We start from the raw sequence: 23,406 nt of genomic DNA, 5'->3' as shown, positions 1-23,406 counted from the left end.
CTGCGCACACGAGGACCGGCACAGCGACCATGAGCGACGCCCCCGTTGACCACACTTCCGAGCTCGACCGCGCCAGGGCCCGCGAGGAGGTCCTGCGCCGCCTGCGCGCGCGTGACGGGAGCGGCCAGGACATCCCCCGCGTCCCCCGTGACCGCCCGGTCGCGCTGTCCTTCGCCCAGCAGCGGCTCTGGGTCCTGGACCAGATGCGGCCGGGGCGCACCGACTACAACTCCGCCCTGGTCCTGAGACTGACCGGGGACCTGGACGCCGGGGCGCTGCGACGCTCCCTGACCGCGCTGGTGCACCGGCACGAGTCCCTGCGCACCACCTTCACCGAGGTGGACGGCGAGGGGCGGCAGGTCGTCGGCGCCCCCTACGAGGTGGACCTCCCCACGACCGCGACCGGGGGACGCGAGGAGTCCGCCGAGAGGGCGGCCCAGGAGTACGCCCTGCCCTTCGACCTGGAGCGCGGCCCCCTGCTGCGGAGCCGGCTCCTGGTGGAGGGACCCGACAGCCACGTGCTGGTGCTGTGCCTGCACCACATCGTCACCGACGGCTGGTCCCTGGACCTGCTGCGCGGCGAGCTGGACACCCTCTACCGCGCCGCCACCGCCGACCCCGGCCGCGCGCCGGACGCCCTGGCCGCCGACCTGGACCCGCTGCCCGCCCAGTACGCCGACTACGCCTCCTGGCAGCGCTCGCGCCTGGACGGGGCCGCCCTGACCCGCTCGCTGGACCACTGGCGCCGCAGACTCGCCGACCCCCCCGTGCTGGAGCTGCCCACCGACCGGCCGCGGCCGGCCGTGCGCGACGGCGCGGGCGACACCCTGCCCTTCTCCCTGCCCGCTCCGCTGGTGGAACGCCTGGAACGCCTGGCCTCCGGACGCGGCGCCCACCTGTCCACGGTGCTGCTGACCGCGGCCCAGGTGACCGCCGCCCGCTGGAGCCGCAACCCCGACGTGGTGCTGGGCACCGTCACCTCCGGGCGCGAGGACCGGCGGCTGCACCGGATGACGGGCTTCTTCGTCAACACCCTGGCCGTGCGCCAACAGGTGGACGAGGAGCTGTCCTTCGCGGAACTGCTCGACCGGACGCGTGCCGGGTTCCTCGCCGACCTCGACCACGGCGAGGTCCCCTTCGACACGGTCGTGGACGCCGTCCTGACCGAACGCGACCCCGCGGTGCCGCCGCTGGTGCAGGCCGCGGTGGTCTTCCAGAGCGCCCGGACCTCCGGGGAGGCGGGCCTGGGCGACCTGGACGCGGAACCGGTGCAGGTGCGGCGCGGCCAGTCGGTCTTCGACCTGACCCTGGAGTTCCGCCCCGGTCCCGACGGTGTCGCGGGGTCGGCCGAGTTCGACACCGCCCTGTTCGACCGTTCCACCGTGGAGCGCCTGGTCGCGGACCTGGTGCGGGTGCTGGAGGGCGCCGAGGACCCCCGCCCCCTGCGGGCCCTGCCCCTGACGGACCGCGAGCGGACACAGGAATCGGAACGCGCCTGGACCGGGGCGCCCGGCCCGCGCCCGCGGCCCCTGCCCGACCTGTTCGCGGAGCAGGCCCGACTGCGCCCCGTGGACCCCGCGCTGGTCGACGCGGACCGCACCGTCTCCTTCGCCGAGGCCGACGACCGGGCCGCGCGCACGGCCCGTCGCCTGCGGGAGCTGGGCGTGCGGCGGGGCGACCGCGTCGGGGTGTGCGTGGAGCGGGGCACGGCCCTGGGCGAGGCGCTGCTGGGCGCGGTGTACGCGGGAGCGGTCTACGTGCCCCTGGACCCGGAGTATCCGACCGAGCGGTTGGCCACCGTCCTGGAGGACGCCGCGCCGCGCGCCGTGATCGTCGACGCCGCGTCCGCCCCCCGGCTGCCCGCGGGCCTCCCGACGCTGGACGCGGCGGACCCCGCCGTGGCCCGGGCGGAGCCGCTGCGCGAGGCGCTGCACCCCGAGGACCCCGCCTACCTCATCCACACCTCCGGCTCCACCGGCAGGCCCAAGGGCGTGCTGGTGGCGCACCGCGGCCTGGCCGCCCTGGCCGCCACCCAGGGCGAGCGCATGCGTGTGGGCCCCGGATGCCGGGTGCTCCAGTTCGCCTCCCCCAGCTTCGACGCGGCCGTCGCCGAGATGACGGTGGCACTGCTCAACGGGGCCGCGGCGGTACTGCTGCCACGCCCCTCCCTGATGGGCGAGGGACTGCCCCGTGCCCTGCGCGAGCACCGCGTCACCCACGTGACGCTGCCCCCGGCGCTCCTGCCCGGCCTGTCCCCCGAGGAACTGGGACCGGTGGAACACCTGCTCGTGGCGGGCGAGGCCTGCCCCGGCGAGCAGATCGCCCGCTTCTGCGACGACCGGGCCGTGTACAACGGCTACGGGCCCACCGAGTCCACCGTGTGCACCACCATCAGCGCCCCGCTCTCGGGGGCGGGCGCCCCCGCCCTGGGCGCCCCGGTGGCGGGCACCCGTGTCCGGATCCTGGACCGGTGGCTGCGCCCGGTGCCCGACGGCGTCCCCGGCGAGCTCTACATCAGCGGCGACGGGCTGGCCCACGGTTACCTCGGGCTGCCCGGCACCACCGCGGAACGCTTCGTCGCCGACCCGGACGCCGAGGGCGGACGCATGTACCGCTCCGGCGACCTGGTCGTGCGCCGCGGCGGACGGCTGGAGTTCCTGGGCCGCACCGACGACCAGGTCAAGATCCGCGGCCACCGCGTCGAACCGGGCGAGGTCGAGCACGTGCTCACCCGCCTTCCCGAGGTGGAACGGGCCGTGGTGGTGGCCGACGGCACCGGCGCCTCGCGCCGTCTGGTCGCCTACGCCGTCCCCGCCCCCGGGTGCGCCACGAGCCCCGAGGCCCTGGAGCGGGCCGCCCGGTCGCTGCCCTCCTACCTGGTCCCGGCGGCTTTCGTCGTCCTGGACGACATCCCGATGACCGCCAACGGCAAGACCGACCGGCGCGCGCTGCCCGCCGTGGACTGGACCGGGCGCTCCGGGAACGGGTACACGGCCCCGCGCACCACCGCGGAGCGGGAGCTGGCCGCGGTGTGGTGCTCCCTGCTCGGCCTGGAGCGCGTCGGCGTGCACGACGACTTCTTCCGCGTGGGCGGCGACTCCGTCAGCGGGGTGCGCATGCTCGCCCGCGCCGCCGACCGGCTCGGCGCCCGCCCCCCGCTGCGGGCGCTGTTCGAGCGGCCCACCGTCGCCGCGCTGGCCGAGCTCTACGAGGGCCCCGGCGAGCACCGCTCCGCACCCGTGCGCGTGGAGCACGAGGGGCCGGCGCCCCTGTCCGCCGCGCAGCGCCGGATGTGGTTCCTGGACCAGTACTCGCCGGGAGGGGCCGGGTACAACTCCGGCGGCGCGCTGCGCCTGTCCGGCGCGTTGGACGTCCCGGCGCTGGAGCGCGCCCTGGACGCCCTGGCCGCGCGCCACGAGGCGCTGCGCACGGTCTTCCCCTCCCGGGACGGCGCGCCCTGCCAGGTCGTGCTCGACGCCACCGGCCTGCCCCTGGCCGCCGTCGAGCTGGGCGGCGCACCCGGGGGCGGGCGCGAGGAACGGCTGGACGCGCTGCTGGAGGAGTTCGCCTCCCGGCCCTTCGACCTGGCCCGCGGCCCCCTGACCCGGGCGGTACTGGTCCGCGTGGACGAGGACGACAACGTCCTGGCGATCACGATGCACCACATCGTCACCGACGCCTGGTCCATGTCGGTGCTCGTCGGGGAACTGGGAGAGCTCTACCGGGCCGCCCGGGAACGGCCCCACGTCCCGGCCGGGGAACTGCCCGGGGCCGCGGGTCTGGAGCCGGTGCTCCTGCGCTCCACCGACGTGGCCGTGTGGCAGGAGGAACGGGCGCGCTCGGGGGCCTTCGGGGAACACCTGCGGTACTGGCGCGACCACCTGGCAGGGGTCGAGCCCCTGGAGCTGCCGACCGACCGGCCCCGGCCCGCCCAACGGCGCGGCCGCGGCGCCGCGCGCTCCTTCGAGGTCCCCGCACGGGTGCGCGGGCGCGTGCGCGAGCTGGAGTCCGACCACGGCCTGACGCTGTTCATGGTGCTGGTCGCGGCCACCGCACTGACGCTCGCGCGCCACAGCGGCCGGCACGACGTGGTGATGGGCACGGTGACCTCCGGACGCGACGGCGCCGACCTGGAGAACGTGGTGGGGTTCTTCGTCGACACCGTGGCCCTGCGCCTGCGGGTGGACCCCGACGCGTCCGCCTCCGCGCTGCTGGCCCACGTGCGCGCGACCGTCCTGGCCGCGTTCGAGCACGGCGAGGTCCCCTTCGACACGGTCGTGGACGCGACCGGGCAGGAGCGCGACCCCTCCCGCCCCACCCTGGTCCAGGCCCTGGTGACGCTGCGGAACACACCGGGCGCCCCCTGGAAGGCGGACGGCCTCGACGCGCGCCCCCACGCCGTCGCCCACCGGCACACCCAGTTCGACCTGACGGTGGAGTTCGCCGAGGAGGACGGGCGGCTGCTGGGCGCGGTGGAGTACGACACCGACCTGTTCGACGCCCGCACGGCCGACCGGATCGCCCACCACCTGGCCGCCACCCTGGACCTGCTCTCCCGTGCCCCGCAGGCGCCCGTGCGGGAGCTGGACCCCGCACCCGCGCCGGACGAGGCCGAGGCCCTGCGCTCCTGGAGCACGGGCGCCCCCGGGCGCCCGCCGGCGTCGGTGCCCGCGGTGTTCGGCGAGCGGGTGCGCGCCCTGCCCGACGCACCCGCCCTGGCGGGACCCGGCGTGGCGATGACCTACGCCGAACTCGACCGGGCCTCGGCGGCCCTGGCCGGACGGCTGCGCTCGCTGGGGGTGGGGCCCGAGACCCCCGTGCCCCTGCTCCTGGAGCGGGGTCCGCACGTGGTCACCGCGATGCTCGCCGTGCTGCGCGCCGGGGGCGCCTACGTCCCCGTGCACCCCGACGACCCCGCCGAACGGGTGCGCCTCCTGGTCTCCGGGACCGGGGCCCCGTGCGTGGTCACCGACGCGGCCTGCGCCTCCCGGGCGCCCTCCGCGGTCCCGGCGGTGCCGGTCGACGCCCTCGACCCCGTGCCGGACGCCGGCGCCCCCGTCGAGGGTCTGGACCGGGCCCACCCCGACCAGCTCGCCTACGTCATGTACACCTCGGGTTCCACCGGGACGCCCAAGGGCGTGGCGGTGACCCACACCGACGTGGTGCGCCTGGCGGCGGACCGGCGCTGGTCGGGCGGGCACGCCCGGCGCACGCTCTTCCACTCCTCGCACGCCTTCGACGCCGCCACCTACGAGATCTGGGCGGCCCTGCTGACCGGCGGCACCGTCGTGGTGGCCCCGCCGGGCCGGCTGGACGCGGACGGCTTCGCCGCGCTGGTCTCCGGGCACGGGGTCAGCGCCACCTTCGTCACCGCGGCGCTGTTCAACCTCTACGCCGCCCAGGACCCCTCCTGCTTCGCGGGGATGGAGCAGGTCGTCACCGGTGGCGAGGCGGCGAGCCCGCACGCGGTGGAACTGGTGCGGCGCGCCTGCCCGGACACGACGGTGGCCAACGGGTACGGACCCACCGAGACCACCACCTTCGCCGCCCACCACGCGCTGCCCCGCGAGGGCTCCACCCCCGACCCGGTGCCGATCGGCCGTCCCCTGGACGGCACGCGGCTGCACGTGCTGGACGAGCGCCTGCGGCCGGTGCCGGTGGGCGCGATCGGCGAGCTGTACGTGGGCGGGCGGGTCACGCGCGGCTACCACGGCCGACCGGCCCCGACCGCCGAACGGTACGTGGCCGACCCCTTCGGCGACGGCGGTCGGCTCTACCGCACCGGCGACCTGGTCCGCTGGAACAACTCCGGGGAGCTGGAGTACACCGGTCGCGCCGACTCCCAGGTCAAACTGCGCGGGTTCCGCATCGAGCCGGGTGAGGTGGAGGCGGCCCTGCTGCGTCTGCCCGACGTGGAGCAGGCCACCGTCCAGGTCCGTCGCGCCGCCTCGGGGGCGCGCGGTCTGGTCGCCTACGTGGTTCCCCGGGAGGGGGGGAGGACGGACCTGCCGGACGTGCGCGAGCGGTTGCGCGAGACCCTGCCCGACTACATGGTCCCGGGGGCCGTGGTGCCCCTGCGGGCCATCCCCCTCAACGCCAACGGCAAGGTGGACCGGGCGGCGCTGCCCGAACCGGACGAGCCCGCCGAGCGGGCGCGGGAGGGCACGGCACCGCGCGGCGCCACCGAGCAGGCGCTGGCGCGGATCTGGTCGGAGCTGCTGCACGTGGCGGACGTGGGCCGCCACGACAACTTCTTCGCCCTGGGCGGCGACTCGATCCTGAGCATCCAGCTGGTCTCGCGCGTGCGCGAGGCGGGGTGGAACGTCACCACCCGCGACGCCTTCCTGCACCAGACGGTCGCCGGCCTGGCCGCCGCGGCCGACCGGAGCGGGACCGCCGGCGGCGCCGGCGCGCGGACCCCGGTCACCGGCCCCGTCCCGCCCACCCCCGTGGACCGCTGGTTCTTCCGCACCCGTACCCGCCGCCCCGAGCACTTCGACATGTCGCTGCTGTTCGAGGTCGCCGAGGGCACCGATCCCGACCTGTGGGCGCGGGCCGCCGACAGCCTGCCCGCCCACCACGACATGCTGCGCCTGAGGGTCGTCGACGCCGGGGACGGCCCGCACGGGCACCTGGACGCCGACACGCCCCACCGTGCCCGGGTGGTGCGGGTGGGCGGCGAGGAGCTGGAGCGGGCGGTGGAGCGCGAGGCGCTGCGCGCACGCCACCCCGAACGCCTCGCACGGGGGCCGCTGTTCGAGGCCGTGGTGTTCGACGCCGGTCCCCGCCGGGCCCCGCGGGTGTTGCTGTCGGCGCACCACCTGGTGGTCGACGCCGTGTCCTGGCGGGTGTTGCTGGAGGACCTGGCCACCGCCTACGGACAACTGGACCGGGGCGAGAAGGTGGACCTGGGCGCGCCCACCACGCCCTTCCCGGAGTGGGCCCGCCGGCTCGGGGAGCACACCGCCCAGGGGTCCTTCGACGGGGACGCCGACCACTGGTCCGACCTGGCGGCCCGGGCCGCGGACGCGCTCCTTCCCGTGGAGTCGGACTCCGGACCCAACGACGTGGCCTCGGAGCGGGTCCTCACGGCCTCCCTGTCGGCCGAGGAGACCGCGGTCCTGCTGCGCCGGGTGCCCGGCAACCTGCGCAGCAGCATCGACGACGTCCTGCTCGGCGCGCTGGCGAAGGTGCTGACCGGCTGGAGCGGCTCCCCCCGCCTGCTGGTGGCCAAGGAGGGGCACGGGCGCGAGGACCTGTTCGACGACGTGGACCTGTCCCGCACGGTGGGCTGGTTCACCGCGATCCACCCGGTGCTGTTGGAGGTCCCCGCGGACGCCGACACCGCCGGGGCGATCGCCGTCGCGCGCGGGCGGCGTCGGGCCGCCCCGGACGGGATCGGCTTCGGGGCGCTGCGGGAGCTGGCCGGGCGGCGGGCCCCCGCGGCACTGGTCGCGATGCCCGAGCCGCCGGTGACCTTCAACTACCTGGGGCGCTTCGGCGACCGGGGTGAGGGGCCGGTGGGCCGTCCGCTGCCCCTGCCGCCGTGCGACCACGCCCCGGACGAGGAGCGCACCAGCCTGTTCGACGTGACCGGCGCGGTGGTCGGGGAGCGACTGGAGCTCTCCTGGACCTACTCGGTCCACCGGCACCGGACCGAGACGGTCCGGGCCCTGGCCGACGAGTACGCCGAGCGGTTGCGCGCACTCGTGCGCGAGGCCGGACGCGGACGCGCGCGGGACCGCCGCGCGCGCTGACGGTGTCGCGCGAACGGCGCGCGAGACCCACGACGACAAAGGAGAGCGATCGACGTGAGCAACCCCTTCGACGACGAGGACGGCCGTTTCCTGGTGCTGGTCAACGACGAGGGACAGCACTCCCTGTGGCCCGCCTTCGCCGAGGTGCCCCGGGGGTGGCGGGTGGCCCAGGGCGAGACCTCCCGGGCCGAGGCGCTGGAGTACGTGGAGCGCGAGTGGACCGACCTGCGTCCGGCGAGCCTGATCGCCGCGCAGGAGGGCTGACCGCGCCGGGACGCGCGGAACCGGTGACCGGGACGTGTCCCCGGGAGCCGCCCCGGGGGGGGCGGGGCGCTGCGGCGGGGCGGTGGGGGGCCCCCGGCGGGGGCCCGGGGGCCCGGGGCCGGGGGGGGGGGCCGGGGGGAGCCGCGTTCCGCGCGTCCCGCCGCGGGGACTCCAAGCCCGCCCTGTGGAGAAGACGCGGACGGACCCCTGCGGGGCAGGGCCTGTTCGTCACGCTTGCCCAAGTGCCTCGGACCGCCTGGAGTGACAGGAGATGTCTACGAGATGGGCAGCTCGTTCTCCGAGGGCCGATGAAACGGGGCGCGCGAGAGATATCCGTCCAGCAGGAGCTCGACGAGGAAGTTGCCGACCGGCTCATCACCGAGTGGAAGCAGAAGTTCGGCAGTGGTCGCCGCGGCGGACCGGCGGTGCTGCGGCAGGATATGGACGTCAAGGTCCTCGGGCTCGCCCGCGAGAAGTCGGAGTTCCCGGACCTGCGCACCGTCGCGGAAGCGCTCATCTGCTAGTTGTTCGGCGTGCCGCCGATCCTGGTGGGAGCCGAGGCCGGCCATTTTCTTGACTGGCCAGTAGGACTCGCGGAGATAACGTCCCGCGTTGTTGCAGGTCGTTAAGTGTGAGCCCCACGCATGTGGGGATGGACCGATGAGGGCCCCGGCTCCCCCAAGCCGAGGCCCGTGAGCCCCACGCATGTGGGGATGGACCGCTGATCTGGACCGCATTGCCCGGCTGGAGGCCGTGAGCCCCACGCATGTGGGGATGGACCGGACATCGCTGAGGCCACGGGGTACACGCGACAGGTGAGCCCCACGCATGTGGGGATGGACCGTCACCGTGTCACTCAACGCCCCCTCGGGGGTTGTGAGCCCCACGCATGTGGGGATGGACCGGGCCTCACCCGGATTGCCGAGCGAGGCCCTGCGGTGTGCGACTACTGCGGAGTCAATACCTCGCTCGCGAAGCGGCGCGCGTAAGGAGCGAGGCGCGCGTGGAGGGGGTCCCGCTCGGCGGCCTGGACGATCTCGGCGCAGATCACCAGGTGTGCCAGTCGCCCGTCCTGGTTGTCGAGCACGTCAGCGAAGACCTCACGGACCTTCGCGGCCGTCTCGGGGACGGCGAGGCTGTAGGCGTGAAGGACAGCGGCGTCGTATCCGGCCGGTGCCGCCCCCCAACCCTCCCAGTCGAGGAGAGCGAGCGGATCGCGGGTCACGTTGGCCCAGTGCAGGTCTGCGTGGGAGGTGACCCAGTTTCGGACGGTCAGGTCCACCCCGGCCTGAGCGACCTCGGGCAGGTGGTGGGGGATGCGCTCGATGAACCCCGGGGTGTGGGACCGTCGGCCTTGTGGCGCGGGCACCTGCCGCAGCCGGTGGAGCATGGTGCGCAGATCCCTCCACCACCTGGAGCCGATGGTGAGCGGCATTTGGAGATCCGGTGTCGCTGACACGGGAGGTGTGTCGACACGGGAGAACAGCAGGGCCTGGAACACCGGTTCCTGTCCCCACGAGTAGTCGGCCATCAGACGAGGTCGGCGAATGTGCGGGGGGAGGGCCTTCTCGGCAAGGCGGTTGCCTTCCCACATCCGACCTCCCGCCTTCGTTGCAGATTCCACACGCAACCACGCTGGCTCCCCGTCGACGCGAATGACGGGGCCGCTCAGGGTCCGGCCTCCCACCCCGTGGTGCAGCGGGAGGTCAGGCGGCGCGGCCAGGTCCAGGGCCGCGACCGCGTGATGCCACGCCTGTTCCAGGTCAGGCGTTTTGTCGGGAAAGGAGGAGGTCACTGATGTCCTTCAGTCGGGTCTCGACAGGAGCGGGCCGCCCACTACCTTCGCTGCGCTCGCCCAGTGCCGTGCACTCGATGAGCTGATCAGCACCCCGGTCAGACCGGGAGCCGACGCTGTCACCAAGAGGGCCGCTTCAGCAGGTGACGCGCCCTCGCGAATGTGGTGCGCGAGGCGTTCGTTCACCAGGTGGACGAACTTGCCGCCGTGCAGGGGGCGGAGGCCCAGAGCTCCAATCCTGCCTCGTCGGCCTCACCGAGAGGACCGCTTCCCACCAGGGCCTCCCGCACGGGAGCGATCACGATCTCTGCCTGTTGTCCCCCCTGCTCTTCGACATCGTGCGGACACGAGGTCGCAGTGAACCAAGGGGAGGGGCGACGGTGGCGGAGACGCCCATCCCGGCCGCGGTTCTTGGCGTGCTCTTGTGAGCCCTACGCACGTAGGGACGGACCGTCCCGGGTGGACGAGGAATCCGACCTGCTCAAGGACGAGCCTCCGGCCGCGGCCGTTCTCGTCGGCGGTCACGACCCCGGGGACGACGAAGGCGCCGACGACGAGTCGTCGGCGCCCGAAGGGCAGTGGTCCGCCCTAGTGCCCCGCGTGCTCCTCGTCGGTGCTGACGATCAGCGCGTAGGCCTCGGCGAGGTCCTTCACGTCTTCGGCCTCCTCGGACACGGGAGCGAGCTCCACGATCTTCTTGAGGAGTGCTTCGCGTGCCTGGGCCTGGATGTCCTGCGATTCGGTCATGCGCCAACCCTAGACCCGGGAACGGACATGTCCGGCCACTTCCCCGCGTCCACCGGCGGAGGCAGCCCGGCCGGTGGTCCCCCCGCATGGGGAGACCACCGTGGCCGAGCGGCAGGGCCGGGCGCTCGGAGCCGCCGACACCGCCCACGAAGCCGGAGGCCGGACCCCGTGGCCGTCGGCGGTCGGGGGTCAGGGGAGGGTGGACGGTCCCGCCGGTGCCGGCACACCGGCGAGACCGAGTATGAGGTCGCGGACCTCGGTGGCCGCGACGCGTTCCCGGGCGAAGCCGGGATCGGTGCACAGCACCAGGGGGCCGTCGTCGGGGTCCTCGTGCGCGCGCCCGTGGGTGCCGCGCACACAGCCCGGGTCGAGCGGGACCACGTTCATGGCGTAGCGCAGACCGGCCTTCTTGCGCACGAGGTTGGCCGCCGCGCGCGCTTTGACGAACGGGTCCCCGGGATCGAGGAAGAGCTCGGCCGGGTCGTAGCCCGGCTTGCGGTGGATGTCCACGCCCCGCGCGAAGTCCGGCGCCGCCCCGTCGTGCAGCCAGTAGTAGTAGGTGAACCAGGCGCCCGGGTCGGCCACGAGGACGAGCTCGCCCGAGCGCTCGTGGTCCAGCCCGTGCTCCGCCTGCCCGTCGCGGTCCAGGACGAGGTCCACCCCCTCCACCCCGGCGAGGAGGCCGGCGACCGCGGACACGTCGCCGGGGTCGCGGACGTACACGTGGGCGCACTGGTGGTCGGCCACCGCGAAGGCGCGCGACTCCCACGGGTCCAGGTACTCCATCCCGTGCTGGGTGTGGACCTCCAGCAGTCCGGCCTCCCGCAGCACCCGGTTGACGTGCACCGGCCTGTCCGCGGGGGTGATGCCGTACTCGCTGAGGACCATCACGGCGGCGCCCGAGCGCTCGGCGTCGTCCAACAGGGGCGCCAGGGCCGCGTCCAGGTCGCCCACCGCCCGACGGGCCTGCTCCGAGCCGGGGCCGTACCGCTGCAGGTCGTAGTCCAGGTGGGGGACGTAGCACAGGGTCAGGTCGGCCCGCGGCATCAGTCTGCGGGTCGCGGCCACGATCCACTCGGTGGAGCGGATCGACGCGGTCGGCCCCCAGTAGTGGAAGAGCGGGAAGGGTCCCAGCTCCGCGGTCAGCTCGTCGTGGAGGGCGGGGGGACGGGTGTAGCAGTCGGGGGACTTGCGCCCGTCGGCGTGGTAGACCGGCCTGGGGGTGACGGTCCAGTCGGTGGTGGCGCCCATGGCGTACCACCAGCACACGTTCGCGGTGCGAAAACCCGGCCGGCGGCGCCGGGCGGTCTCCCACACCTTCTCGCCCCGGACCAGGCGGTTGTGCTGGCGCCACAGGTACACCTCGCCCAGGTCCCGGAAGTACCAGCCGTTGCCGACGGCGCCGTGCCCGGCCGGGGTCAGGCCGGTCAGGAACGTGGACTGGACGGTGCAGGTGACGGCGGGCAGGACGGTCTCCAGCGGGGCCTGCCAGCCCTTCTCGGCCATGGCGCGCAGTCGGGGCGCGTGTCGCAGCAGCCGGGGCGTGAGCCCGACCGCGTTGACGACGAGCAGGCGCGGTTCCTCCGTCGGCATGCGGGTGTCCCTTCGTCTCGCGGGGGTCAGAGGACGGTCAGGCCGAGGTCGGTCATGCGGTCGCGGGCCCAGGCCACCTCGGCCGCGATGCCCTCGGTGAGCCCCTTTCCGTCGGTGGGGCGCGACGCCTCGGGCAGCACCGACCAGGTGTAGGTCTCCACCTCCACGTGGTCGGTGCGCGCGCCGCCGGGGCCCAGGAGGCGGCGCAGGGTGTCGGTGAGGTGGTCGGTGGTCCCGCGCAGCGGGGCGGCGGCAGGGGCGTGCAGGGGCACGTGGAAGTGGGTGCGCCAGGGCGCGTCCCCGGGCAGGGGGTCGGCGCCGCCCAGGGCCTCGTGCAGGTCGTCGCGGCCCTCCCGCGCCCCGTCCTCGCCGCGGACGCGCGTCTGGTGCAGGAAGCGGTCCTCGGTGAAGGCGGCGAGGGCCTCGCGGGCGGCCGGGTCGGCGGGGTCGGGGACCTCCACCGCCGCCGACGCCTGGGCCTTGACCACGGGCAGGCCCGCGGCGGAGAGCCTGTCCAGGGCCGCCCCCGGTTCCTCGAAGGCCGTCGCGAGGTGGCAGGTGTCCAGGCACACGCCCAGGTGCGGCGGCGGGTCCGCCAGGAGCCGGGCCGCGTCACGGGTGGACTCGACGACGCACCCGGGCTCGGGTTCCAGCCCCACCCGTACCGGGCGCTCCCGCCGCGCCAGGTCCTCCAGCGCCGCGGAGAGCTCGTCCAGGTGCGCGCGGGCGGTGGCGAGGCGTCCGGGGTCCCACGGTGTGCGCCAGGCCAGGGGGAGGGTGGAGACGCTGCCCCGTGCGGCGTCGTCGGGGAGCAGCCGTGCCAGCACCCGGGCGCAGTCCACCGTGTAGTCCAGCCTGGCCCGGTCGGTCCAGTCGGGGCGGTACACGGCGTGCTTGACCACGGGCGCGTGGAACCCGGTGTAGGGAAAGGCGTTGAGGGTCACCGTCTCCAGCCCCGCGGACGCCAGCTCCGCGCGCAGCCGGTCGGTCAGCCCCGGATCCGCCGCCAGCTCCCGGGCCAGCGGGGCGGGCAGCCACAGCCCCAGGCCGAGCCGGTCCGCGCCCAGGGCCTCGCGCACGCCGCCGCCGTGGACGCGGATCTGGCGCAGGACGCCGTCCAGGTCCTCGGCCGGGTGCACGTTGGTGCAGTAGGCGAGGTGGACGACCGTGCCGTCGGGGTGGCGCAGCCTCACGCGGCACCCCCGTCCGCACGCTCGCCGCGAAGGACGGAGTTGCCGGAGTAGGTCGCGGTGCGGTCGGCCCCGGGCACGTCGTCCAGCAGCAGGCGACCGCTGCGTCCGTAGAACTCGACGGGGTTGTCCCACAGGACGCGTTCGACGTCCCGGTCGGTGAAGCCCGCGGCGAGCATGGCCTCGCCGGTGCGCAGGGTGGCGAGCGGGTCGCTGCGGCCCCAGTCGGCGGCCGAGTTGACCACCATCCGTTCCGGACCCCACTCGGACAGGACGCGGACCATGCGCTCCGGGCTCATCTTGGTGTCGGGGTAGATGGAGAAGCCCAGCGTGCACCCCGAATCGTGCACCATCGCCACGGTGGCCTCGTTGAGGTGGTCCACGAGCACCCGCTCGGCCGGGATGCCGGACTCGGCGACCAGTTGCAGGGTGCGGCGGGTCCCGGCCACCTTGTCGCGGTGCGGGGTGTGCACCAGGACGGGCAGCCCGAACTCTGCGGCCAGCTCCAGTTGGTGGCGGAAGGCCTTCTCCTCCTCCGAGGTCCGGGAGTCGAAGCCCACCTCCCCGACCGCCACGACGCCGTCCTTGGCCAGGTAGCGGGGGAGGAGGTCCAGCACCCCGTGCAGGCGGGGGTCGTTGGCCTCCTTCGGGTTGAGCGCGATCGCGCAGTGGTGGCGGATCCCGAACCGCTCGGCCCGGAAGCGCTCCCAGCCCACGAGGCCGTCGAAGTAGTCGCGGAAGGAGCTCACCCCGGTCCGGGGCTGGCCCAGCCAGAACGCCGGCTCCACCAGGGCGCGAACCCCTGCGGCGTGCATCGCCTCGTAGTCGTCGGTGGTCCGTGAGGTCATGTGGATGTGCGGGTCGAAGATACGCATCACGCCTCCGTTCGTCGGGTGTCCAGACGGGCTGCCTGGTCGGGGAAGTGGCGCAGCACGAGGTGGACGTCGGCGGGGACCTCCCGGCCCGCCAGCGCCCGCTCCTCGGCGTGGTCGGCGCACATGCGCGCCAGCTCGGCGTCGGCCCGCTCGGGCACCCCGGCCGCCGACCCCAGCGGCACCCCGGTGAACAGGCACTTGAGGACGCCCTGGCGCCAGGAGTCCGCGTCGAGCAGGGCCGTCGCCGCGCTGGAGGCCGCCGCCGCGATCAGCCGGGTGTCGTTGGTGCGCATCGCGTCGGCCAGCAGTTCGCGCGCCGCGCCGGCCAGCTCCTCCCGGCCGGTGTCGAGCACGTCCAGGCCCCGCAGGACGGCGCGCCGCTCACCCGCGTCACCGTGGTGGTACAGGTCGCGGACCTCCTGGGCGAGCTCCGGCGGGGCCAGGGCCCCGGCCAGCGCGGCCAGCAGCTCCACGCGCACCATGTCCTCCAGGGTCGGCCCGGCCACCCCGTCGGGGTCGCCGGACGGGCCCGGCCCCCGCGCCACGCTCCGGGCAGCAGCGGGGAAGAGCACGGCGATCAGGGCGGGCCGCTCCCGTACCTGTGCGACCCGGGAGGCGAGGGCCTCGCGCGCCTCGGCCGTGCCCAGGAAGGCGTACCGCCCGCTCACACCTCCGCCCTCCGGGCCCGGGAGGCGGCCAGCGCCAGGGAGAGCGCGCGGATCGACCGCTCGGCCACCACGGGGGCGGCGTGCCCGTGTCGGGGCAGCTCCACCGACGCCAGGCCCCGGTAGCCGACCGCCTCCAGGGCTCCCAGGACGCCGGGCAGGTCGATCTCCCCGTCGCCGAACTCCAGGTGCTCGTGGACGTTCGGCCGCATGTCGTCCAGCTGGACGTTGGCGATCAGGGCCCCGGCGCGCCGGACGGCGCCCTCGGGGCCGTCCGGTTCGTTGCACACGCCGTGCCCGACGTCGACGGTCAGCCGCAGGCGCGGCGGGTTGCCGAGCCTGCCGCGCAGCTCCAGCGCGTCGGCCACCCGTTCGGCGAACATGCCGGGCTCGGGCTCGAACGCGCAGTCCACACCGTGGTCGTCGGCGGCGGCCAGGACCCGTTCCACGCCCGAGGTCAGCCGCGACCAGCCCTGCGCCCGGTCCACCCCCGCGGGCAGGACGCCCGACCAGAAGGAGACGGCCTCGGCCCCCAGGTCCTCGGCGATGCGCACGGCGCGGCACAGCAGGTCCACACGCCGTTCGGCGCCCTCGTCGGAGACCAGGGTGGGTTCGTGCTTGCGGCGCGGGTCCATCAGGTAGCGGGCGCCGGTCTCCACGACCACCGCCAGGCCCAGCTCGGACAGCCGCCGGCCGATCCGGGCCGTGCGCGCGAAGGCGTCCGGGGCGAAGGGGTCCAGGTGCGGGTGGTCCAGCGTCAGCCCCACCCCCTCGTAGCCGAGGTCGGCGAGGAGGGCGAGCGCGTCGTCCAGCCGGTGGTCCCGGAAGCCGTTGGTGCCGTATCCGAACCTCAAGTGAACGACACCGCCTCGGACGCCCGCGCCGCCACGGGCGCGCCGAGGACGAGCGCGCACGCGGTGCCCGGCGCGCCGTGCCCGGCCAGCAGGGCCGCCTGGAGCGGGATCATGCCCCGGATCCCCTCACCCGTCGCCGAGCGGGCGTTGTGCGCCTCGGGCTCGACCAGCGCTCTGACCTGGGCTGAGCCCACCCTCACCGCGAAGAGCCCCGCGAGCGCACCCGCCAGGGCCCTCTCCGGGGTACCGCCCGCCGCACGCCTGCGGGCGGGCCGGGCGGGCGCGGCGGCGAGCGCGGCGGCGGCCAGGGTGCACAGCAGCGACCCCGCCGCGACGGCGGGCCGTGTCCCGTGCACCTCGCCCCGGCTCAGGGCGGTCACCCCGAGCGTGTGGACGGCCAGCGCCAGCGCGGGCCCGGCCGCGTCGGCGGGACGCGCACCCGCGCCCAGCAGCACGTCCAGCCCCCGGGCCGCCGCCATGCCCAGCGGGGCCAGCGGGGTCTGCTTGAGGAGGAGGTCGTAGCCCCACACGGTGGCGGCCAGGGCCGTGGCCACCCCCGCGGCCCGGCGTCCGCCCGCCGCCGCGGCCAGGCCCACGCCCGTGACGGTCAGCCCCGAGGCGACGGCCAGGGCCTCGCCGGGGAGCACGGCCCCGGAGGGGATGGGGCGTTCGGGGCGCTCGACCGCGTCCACCTCCCGGTCCGCGTAGTCGTTGAGGGCCATGCCCGCCCAGTACAGGCAGACCGAGGCCGCGGGCAGCGCCCAGGCCCCGGGTCCGCGCAGGCCCCCCGCCGCCGCGGCGCCGGCCAGGGTGTCTCCGGGAACGCTCAGCGCCGCGGGCAGGCGTACCAGCCTCGCCAGGTCGCGTGCTCTCATTCGGCCTCCTCCGCCGGTGCCGCGCACCAGGACGTCAGGGCCCGCCACTGTTCGGCGAGGCCGTGTTCACGGGTGCCCACGGGGTCCTTGAAGAAGAACGCCAGCTCCGGCAGGGGGCCGCTCCGGCCCTGCCGGTGGGCGTGGGCGGCCAGCCGCGCCAGGTCCAGCACCAGGGGCGCCGCCAGCGCGGAGTCGTAGCCCGACCAGGTGAACTGCAGGGACATCCGCGCCCCCAGGAACCCCTCGAACGAGACGTGGTCCCAAGCGACCTTGGCGTCCCCCAGGTCGGGGACGTAGTCGATGTGCAGGGGCCCGTCCGGCCCGTGCCCGAGCATGTGCTCCAGCCCCCGGGCCTTGGACGCGAGCTTGCTCTCGGCGTTGGCCGGGTCGGCCAGGGTGGCGCCGTCGCCGCCGCCGAGCAGGTTGACCGACGACCACGAGCGCACGTGCAGCGCCCGGGCGGCGAACATCGGCGCGAGCGCGCTCTTGACCAGGGTCTCCCCGGTCTTGCCGTCGGAGCCGGCCCACGGCACGCCCGAGCGGTCGGCGAGCCGCGCCAGGGCGGGCAGCCGGGGTCCGGTGTTGGGCGTGAACTCCACGAACGCGCAGCCCGCGCGCAGGGCCGCGTACGCGTACGCGGAGCTGGCCGGGATCCGCGCGGTCCCGGTGTCCAGGGCCGCCTCCAGCGCGTCGGCGTCGGTGTGTTCGGCGTACGCGCCGGGCCGGGGCTCGGTGCTGGACAGGTCCACCACCACGACGCGTTCGAGCGCCTCCCGCTCGGAGAACTCCCGCAGGTCCGCCTCCAGGCGGTCCACGTCCCCGCGCCGGACGCCGCCGGAGACGTCGTCCAGGCCCCGGCGCAGACCGCGCTCGGTCCGGTCCAACCCGTCGGCGAGGGCCGGCGGCAGGTGGGCGGGCAGCACCCCCGCACCGGCCAGCCGCTCGGCGCTCTCGCGCAGGCCGGTCTCGGACACGTCGTGGCCGCCGAAGACCAGGTCACCGATCCCGGGCAGGCGCGCCCCGGCGAATTCGGGCCGCTCGGTCACGCACCCCGTCCGCCCGGCGGCGCCGGACCGCACCGCGAGGGCCCCCAGGACGGCGGTGGTCGCCACCGACCCCCGTGCCCCGATCAGCCATACTCCGACTCGCGTCAACGCATGCTCCCTTCTCCGTGCCTTCGAGCGTTCCGGGAACGGTGTGGTCACCGGTCGCCGCTGTCGCCGTCGCCCTCCCCGGGCGCGCCGCCGCCCTCGCCGGGCTGTGCGCCGTCGGGGCCGAGCGCGCCGCTGCCGGGCGCCGCGGGCAGGTACAGGTGGACGTGGCCGTGGCCGGACTCCACACTGACCATGTCCAGCTGGGTGGCCGCCACCGACCAGCCGCGGACCGCCTGGGTGCGCAGGTCCCCGGCCAGCTCCAGCAGCTCCGCCTGCTGCGCGTCCTGCGCGCGCTCCGCGTTGGAGTAGGCCACGACCGCGGAGCCCAGCAGGTCCACGGCGTTGGACAGCCCCGCGTACGCGACGTTGTGGCCGGTGTTCCCGGAGGGGGCGTCCTCGAAGTGCCCGGCCGCGTCGTGGACGGTGGTCAGCCAGGAGTCGATCTCCCCGTCGTCGGGGGCGTCCCCGACGGGGGTGGAACCGTCGGGCGGGACGGCCGCGTCCAGGCTCTCCACCACGGGCACCAGCACCTCGTGCGCGGCTCCGGCGCGCTCGACGAGCTGATCGACCTGTGCGCGGTCGCGCTCCTGCGCGGAGGCCTGGAGCTCGGCGACGCGCGCCGGGTCGGGGCCGGTGCGGTCGTCCCCGGTGAAGGAGAGGACGAGGACGGCGACCAGGGCGGCGACCACCAGGACGGATCCGGCGGTCAGCCCCCAGGTGAGCTTGGGCGAGGGGGCCTCGGCCGCCTCGCGGTGCGTGTCGGGGGAGGAGCGGTCCTTCTTGGCGGACACCGTGGCACCTTCTTCTCGTCGTACGTGTGGGCCCGGCGCCGCGACGTCGTGGTTCTCGCCGTCGGGGCGCCACCGCGGGGGTGGCGGGGCCGGCCGGAACCGGCCCCGCCGTGGTCAGGGGGCCTTCGGCGGACGCCCGTCCCCCGGGGGAGGGGGCGGCGTCCGCCGGAGGCGTCCCGTCACTCGTCGTCGATGAGGGGACGCAGCCTGTCGGCCAGCTCCAGCAGCTCCTCCCTGGCGGCGCCGTCGGCGACCGCCTCGGCCACCTCGACGAACCGGTTCAGGGCGTGTGCGGCCTGCCCGTTACGGCCGACGTTCAGGTGGTGCTCGGCCAGCTCCAGCTGGGGGATCAGCCGGCGCGCCTCGGACCTGGTCAGCGCGCCGTCGTCCTCCAGGGCGTCGATGCGCTCGTGGACCTCGGCGAACGTGACCGGTTCGACCGCGTCCAGTTCCTGGACCAGGACGTCGCGGAAGAGCACCCGGTCGGCCTCGCCGTGGTTCTGCAACCCGATGTGGCCCGAGGACAGGTCACGTGCCGGGTCGGTGCTCTCGAACTCGTTCACCAGCTCCCCGTTGATCCACACGCGGATCACCGGGTCGGCCACCTCGATCTCCATCTCGTTCCACTCGCCGACCCGCGCGGGGTGGGAGTCGGCCGCCTGGAAGCCGTAGACGGCACCGGTCCGGTGGACCGGGTCGCCGTCGGGCGCGCCGTAGCCGTCGATCTGGATCTCGTAGCCCTCCTCGACGGCGACCCAGGGGTCGTCCCCGGGGTCGGGGAAGCCGACGAAGACACCGGAGTTGTCCGACTCCTCGGAGGCGAGGAAGTCCAGCTTCAGCCGGTAGGACTCCCACTCCGTCTCGTGCCGGAGCAGCCCCATGCCGCCCCGGGTCTCCAGGGCGCAGCCGTCGCCGTCGTCGACGACACCGAAGCCGCCCGGGCCCGCCATGGCCCACCCGTCGAGCGACGCGCCGTCCCACAGGGGGGTGTAGCCGTCCTCGGCCTCGGGCGGGGCGCACTCCGGCGGCTCGGCGCCGCCCGCCTCGACCGTGACGGTGGCGGTGCCGGAGGCGCCGGTGTTGCCGTCGCCGTCCGTGGCCACGGCGCTGACCTCGTACTCGCCCTCGGCGGCCCCCTGCCAGACTGCCTGGTAGGGGTCCTCGGCCACCGTGGCGACGACCTCGCCGTCCACGAGGAACTCCACCTTCTCGACCCCGGACCCGGAGTGGTCGGCGACCTCGGCGGAGAGGGGGACGTCCTCGCCCTCCTCGAAGACCGCGCCGTCCTGCGGGCTGGTCAGCTCGGTCTGAGGGCCGTGCCCCCCGTGGCCGTCCAGGACCGCCTCGAAGTAGTTGAGGTTGAACAGGCTGTCCTCGGCGGAGGTGTCCTCACCGGTGAAGACCAGGTACAGCGTGAAGGTCTCGCCGGGGTCGGCGACGTCCATGGTCACGTCGGTCCACTCCTGCCAGCCGCCGGTGGAGGGCACGTCGACGCTGCCGAGCAGCTCACCGTCGGGAGCGTTCATGCGTGCCTCGATCGCTCCGCCCGCCCCCGCGGAGGCGACCCGGAACTCCATCTGCTCGACCCCGACCAGATTGGTCGTGTCGTAGGAGGTCCAGTCGCCGTAGCCGATGTGGCTGACGTTGACCAGGCCGCCCTCGGCGTCCTCGGTGGGCTCGGTCCGGACCCCCTGGCTGTCGGTGAAGTACTGGGCCTGCGTCCGTGCGGGCTTGAGCGTGATCCCGTCGCTTCCGGTGAGGGCGGGCGCCCCGTCCCCGCCGGAGTCGGTGTACTCGGCCTGCAACGCCCAGAAGATGTTCATGTCGTGCCCGTGGCCGCCGTCGACCTCGGTGAGGCTGACGTCCTCGCAGCTGTCGTACTGGGTCCACGGGTGGGCGTGCCGGTCGTGGCCGAGCGAGGCCGTGACCGCCACGTCGCCGCAGTCGATGCCCGCGCCGACCGAGCCGTCCTCGGCGTCCTCCACGTCCACGGTGAAGGGGATCTCGTCGCCCCAGTGGAAGTACTGGCCGTCCTGCGGGGTCCGGAAGGAGACGTCGGGCGCGGTGTTGCCCGCGGTGACGGTCGTGGTGGCCGTCCCGGTGCGCCCCTCGGCGTCGGTCGCGGTCAGCACGACCGTGTACTGGCCCGCCTCCTCGAAGGTGTGGGTGGGCGAGACCTCGCCGGAGGTCCCGCCGTCGCCGAACGACCACGCGTACTCCATGGGCAGGCCGCCGGGGTGGTGGGAGCCCTCCGCGGAGAACTCCACCTCCAGCGGGGCCGGTCCCGAGGTCGCGGAGGCGCTGATGTCGGCGACCGGGGTGGTCCCGCCGCCGGTGTAGTCGATGCGCGACAGCGCCGAGTCCGCGGCCCCGCCGAAGTAGCCGGACCCGTACTCCAGCACGTACAGGGAGCCGTCCGGGCCGAACTCCATGTCCATGGGGTTGGCCAGGCTGATGTCGGGGACGGTCTCGGTGATGTCCAGGACGTCGCCGTCGTCGCCCAGGTGCACCTGCTTGATCCAGTCGCGGTCCCACTCGTAGAACAGCGGGATGCCGTCGTAGTACTCGGGCCACTTGGTGTCCGACTCCAGTTCGGGGTCGAACCGGTAGGCCGGACCGCCCATCGGGGCGCCGCCGCCCGTGCCCAGCTGCGGGAACTCCTCCGACTCCTCGTAGCTGTACCAGATCGAGGCGGGCGTGACCGGGGGAAGCTCCTCCAGCCCGGTGTTGCGCGGGGAGTCGTTGACCGGAGCGGCGCAGTCGAACGCCTCCCCGGAGGTCCCCGACGCGAAGTCGTGGTCGACGAACGCGCTGTTGTTACCGATGCAGTAGGGCCAGCCGATGTTGGCGGGCTCGGAGATGGCGTGCCAGGAGACCGTGTTCTGCGGCCCCCGGTCCGGGTCGGGCTCGTTGGCGTCGGGCCCGTAGTCGCCCAGGTAGACGGTGCCGTCCTCCTCGTCCACCGTGAACCGGAACGGGTTGCGCAGGCCCATGGCGTAGATCTCGGGCCGGGTCTGCTCGCCGCTGTACTCCTCCGGCGGGAAGAGGTTGCCCTCGGGGATCTCGTAGCCGCCGTCGTCGGTGGGCGTGATCCGCAGCAGCTTGCCGCGCAGGTCGGCGGTGTTGGCCGAACTGCGCTGGGCGTCGAAGGCGGGGTTGCGCGACTCGCGCTCGTCGATCGGCGTGTAGCCGTCCGACCCGAACGCGCTGGTGTCGTCGCCGGTGGCCAGGTAGAGGTTGCCCTCGGAGTCGAAGTCGATGTGGCCGCCGACGTGGCAGCACATGCCCCGGTCGGTCCCGACCTCCAGCAGGACCTGCTCGCTGTCCAGCTCCAGGGTGGGGGAGTCCCCGTCGGCGAACTGGAAGCGGGAGAGGTTGTTGTGGCCCTCGTAGGGCTCGAAGTCCTCCGGCGAGCCGTCCGCGGGCGCCTCACCCGGCGGGATGCCCTCGATCACGGGCGCGTAGTACAGGTACACCCACCCGTTCTCCTCGAAGCCCGGATCCAGGGCGATGCCCTGTAGCCCGTCCTCGTCGTGGTTGTACACCGGCACCTGGGCGATCAGCTCGGTGGTGTAGGTGTCCGGGGACCACAGCCGCACCTCGCCGTCGCGGGTGATGTGCATGACGCGGCCGTCGGGCAGGACCGCCAGGCCCATGGGCTCGCCCACGGCGCCCTCGCCCTGCGCGAGGGTGACCTTCTCGAAGTTGTCCCACTGCGTGGCGCCGCAGTCGCCCTCGGCGGCCCCGGCCGCCCACCGCAGGCCGCCGAGCAGGTGCTCGGTGAATTCCGGCTCGGAGTAGGACTCGACGGTGTGGCCGCCGCCGGTGTACCAGGACCTGCCGCCGTCGTAGGCCTGACACCAGGCGATCGGGTGGTCCCATCCCATCTGGCCCCCGGGATCGACCTGGTCCGCGTAGGAGTCCTCGTCGAGTCCGGCCAGGACGTGCACGTCGCCGCGGGGGGACAGGTCGAAGTCGTACCACTCGTCGTGGCGTTCCCAGCTGGCCGGGAGGTGCTCGGTGGAGGGGTGGACCCTGTCGTTGACCACGACCCGGGCGTCCTGCGTGCCCGGCGGGTGGCTGGAGAAGTAGCCGCCGACGAGGTCGCCGTACCACTCCCAGTCGTAGTGGGTGTCGGAGGCGGAGTGGACGCCGACGAAGCCGCCCCCGTCCTGGACGTAGCGCTCGAAGGCGGCCTGCTCGTCCTCGTCGAGCACGTCGCCCGTGGTGGAGAGCCAGATCACCGCGTCGTAGGCGGCCAGGTCCTCGTCGTTGAACACCGAGGAGTCCTCGGTGTGCTCGGTGCTGAAGCCGTGCTCCTCGCCGAGCGCCTCGACGAGCGCGACGCCGTGGGGGATCGAGTCGTGACGGAAGCCGGTGGTCTTGGAGAAGATCAGCGTGGAGAACGCGTCCTCGCCGGTCTCGTCCGCGTGCGCGACCGGTGCGGTCACGGTCAGCGCCATGGTGACGCCGACCGCGAGTGCGCCCAGTGTCAGCAGGGGTCTCTTCTTCATACGGAACCTCACCTGGGGGTGGGAGCGAATCGATGAGTCCGTGCGGCGTGCCGGCGCCGACGGCAGGGGCGGCCCGGCGGTCGCGCGGCCCGGTGGGGGCCGTGTGGCTGTGACCGGTGGGCTGACGGGGAGTTCCTGCTATCAGGTGCGGGAAGCGGGGGTGTGCCGCCTCATCGGCCTCAGCCCATACCGGCTCCTTTCCTCGCAGACCTCGTCGTGGTCGGGCGGCGCGGTGGCCGGGCGTCGGGGACCCGGTCCACCGGCGCCCCGTCCACGTCGTGGAGGGGGGTTCCGGCGGGTGGTCCCCGCCGGACTCCGCTTGGTGCAGGGGG

Annotated in this window: 14 protein-coding genes and 1 CRISPR repeat array; of the genes, 3 read left to right on the top strand and 11 right to left on the bottom strand. The window is 74.6% G+C overall.

The window, feature by feature from the left end:
• The first annotated feature begins 29 nt into the window (after positions 1-29).
• The 3 genes from ACWGL3_RS06685 (at position 30) to ACWGL3_RS06675 (ending at position 8,545) form a co-directional block, all read left to right on the top strand.
• Complete coding sequence (locus ACWGL3_RS06685; RefSeq protein WP_452460999.1) at positions 30-7,757, top strand: amino acid adenylation domain-containing protein; 7,728 nt, start codon at positions 30-32, stop codon at positions 7,755-7,757.
• A 54-nt stretch (positions 7,758-7,811) separates the two neighbouring features.
• Positions 7,812-8,021: an MbtH family protein gene (locus ACWGL3_RS06680; protein WP_267949778.1), complete on the top strand. Its 210-nt coding sequence runs from the start codon at positions 7,812-7,814 to the stop codon at positions 8,019-8,021.
• Between the two features lie 308 nt (positions 8,022-8,329).
• Positions 8,330-8,545, top strand: coding sequence for a hypothetical protein (locus ACWGL3_RS06675; RefSeq protein ID WP_452460998.1), 216 nt, complete (start codon positions 8,330-8,332; stop codon positions 8,543-8,545).
• Between the two features lie 107 nt (positions 8,546-8,652).
• A CRISPR array of direct repeats spans positions 8,653-8,926; the repeat unit is 29 nt; unit sequence GTGAGCCCCACGCATGTGGGGATGGACCG.
• Positions 8,927-8,967: 41 nt separating this feature from the next.
• Here ACWGL3_RS06675 and ACWGL3_RS06670 read toward each other — a convergent pair.
• From ACWGL3_RS06670 to ACWGL3_RS06620, 11 genes are all read right to left on the bottom strand, one after another.
• A complete protein-coding gene (locus ACWGL3_RS06670) occupies positions 8,968-9,552 on the bottom strand; it encodes a phosphotransferase (protein ID WP_452460997.1) in 585 nt (194 codons plus the stop codon).
• Between the two features lie 852 nt (positions 9,553-10,404).
• Positions 10,405-10,563 (bottom strand): hypothetical protein, encoded by a 159-nt coding sequence (locus ACWGL3_RS06665; RefSeq protein ID WP_267949780.1) that lies wholly within the window; start codon positions 10,561-10,563, stop codon positions 10,405-10,407.
• Between the two features lie 189 nt (positions 10,564-10,752).
• Positions 10,753-12,156 (bottom strand): alkaline phosphatase family protein, encoded by a 1,404-nt coding sequence (locus tag ACWGL3_RS06660; RefSeq protein WP_452460996.1) that lies wholly within the window; start codon positions 12,154-12,156, stop codon positions 10,753-10,755.
• A 26-nt stretch (positions 12,157-12,182) separates the two neighbouring features.
• The gene (gene eboE, locus ACWGL3_RS06655) at positions 12,183-13,349 is read right to left on the bottom strand and encodes a metabolite traffic protein EboE (protein ID WP_452460995.1); all 1,167 of its coding nucleotides are present in this window, start codon (positions 13,347-13,349) and stop codon (positions 12,183-12,185) included.
• The gene (locus ACWGL3_RS06650; RefSeq protein ID WP_267949783.1) at positions 13,346-14,221 is read right to left on the bottom strand and encodes a TatD family hydrolase; all 876 of its coding nucleotides are present in this window, start codon (positions 14,219-14,221) and stop codon (positions 13,346-13,348) included. Before ACWGL3_RS06650 ends, eboE begins: the two co-directional genes overlap by 4 nt.
• A complete protein-coding gene (locus ACWGL3_RS06645) occupies positions 14,221-14,889 on the bottom strand; it encodes an EboA domain-containing protein (protein WP_267949784.1) in 669 nt (222 codons plus the stop codon). Before ACWGL3_RS06645 ends, ACWGL3_RS06650 begins: the two co-directional genes overlap by 1 nt.
• Positions 14,886-15,740, bottom strand: a complete 855-nt coding sequence (locus ACWGL3_RS06640) for a sugar phosphate isomerase/epimerase family protein (RefSeq protein WP_452460994.1) — start codon at positions 15,738-15,740, stop codon at positions 14,886-14,888. Before ACWGL3_RS06640 ends, ACWGL3_RS06645 begins: the two co-directional genes overlap by 4 nt.
• Entirely contained in the window at positions 15,737-16,615 is an 879-nt protein-coding gene (locus tag ACWGL3_RS06635) for an SCO3242 family prenyltransferase (RefSeq protein ID WP_267949786.1), read from the bottom strand. Before ACWGL3_RS06635 ends, ACWGL3_RS06640 begins: the two co-directional genes overlap by 4 nt.
• Positions 16,612-17,769: an inositol-3-phosphate synthase gene (locus tag ACWGL3_RS06630; protein WP_267949787.1), complete on the bottom strand. Its 1,158-nt coding sequence runs from the start codon at positions 17,767-17,769 to the stop codon at positions 16,612-16,614. Before ACWGL3_RS06630 ends, ACWGL3_RS06635 begins: the two co-directional genes overlap by 4 nt.
• A 47-nt stretch (positions 17,770-17,816) precedes the next feature.
• Positions 17,817-18,560: a hypothetical protein gene (locus ACWGL3_RS06625; protein WP_452460993.1), complete on the bottom strand. Its 744-nt coding sequence runs from the start codon at positions 18,558-18,560 to the stop codon at positions 17,817-17,819.
• A gap of 179 nt (positions 18,561-18,739) precedes the next feature.
• Positions 18,740-23,074 (bottom strand): ThuA domain-containing protein, encoded by a 4,335-nt coding sequence (locus tag ACWGL3_RS06620; protein WP_452460992.1) that lies wholly within the window; start codon positions 23,072-23,074, stop codon positions 18,740-18,742.
• Positions 23,075-23,406 lie beyond the last annotated feature (332 nt).

The sequence above is a fragment of the Nocardiopsis sp. NPDC055824 genome (assembly GCF_053616335.1).
The sequence above is the reverse complement of the archived record's forward strand: the minus strand, read 5'-3'. Positions and strand labels throughout refer to the sequence as shown.

Bases quoted from the DNA above. Each gene is read 5' to 3' on its own strand.
- ACWGL3_RS06675 (WP_452460998.1), top strand. From the start codon at position 8,330: ATGAAACGGGGCGCGCGAGAGATATCCGTCCAGCAGGAGCTCGACGAG.
- ACWGL3_RS06685 (WP_452460999.1), top strand. From the start codon at position 30: ATGAGCGACGCCCCCGTTGACCACACTTCCGAGCTCGACCGCGCCAGG.
- ACWGL3_RS06635 (WP_267949786.1), bottom strand. From the start codon at position 16,615: ATGAGAGCACGCGACCTGGCGAGGCTGGTACGCCTGCCCGCGGCGCTG.
- ACWGL3_RS06660 (WP_452460996.1), bottom strand. From the start codon at position 12,156: ATGCCGACGGAGGAACCGCGCCTGCTCGTCGTCAACGCGGTCGGGCTC.
- ACWGL3_RS06665 (WP_267949780.1), bottom strand. From the start codon at position 10,563: ATGACCGAATCGCAGGACATCCAGGCCCAGGCACGCGAAGCACTCCTC.
- ACWGL3_RS06650 (WP_267949783.1), bottom strand. From the start codon at position 14,221: ATGCGTATCTTCGACCCGCACATCCACATGACCTCACGGACCACCGAC.
- ACWGL3_RS06670 (WP_452460997.1), bottom strand. From the start codon at position 9,552: ATGGCCGACTACTCGTGGGGACAGGAACCGGTGTTCCAGGCCCTGCTG.
- ACWGL3_RS06620 (WP_452460992.1), bottom strand. From the start codon at position 23,074: ATGAAGAAGAGACCCCTGCTGACACTGGGCGCACTCGCGGTCGGCGTC.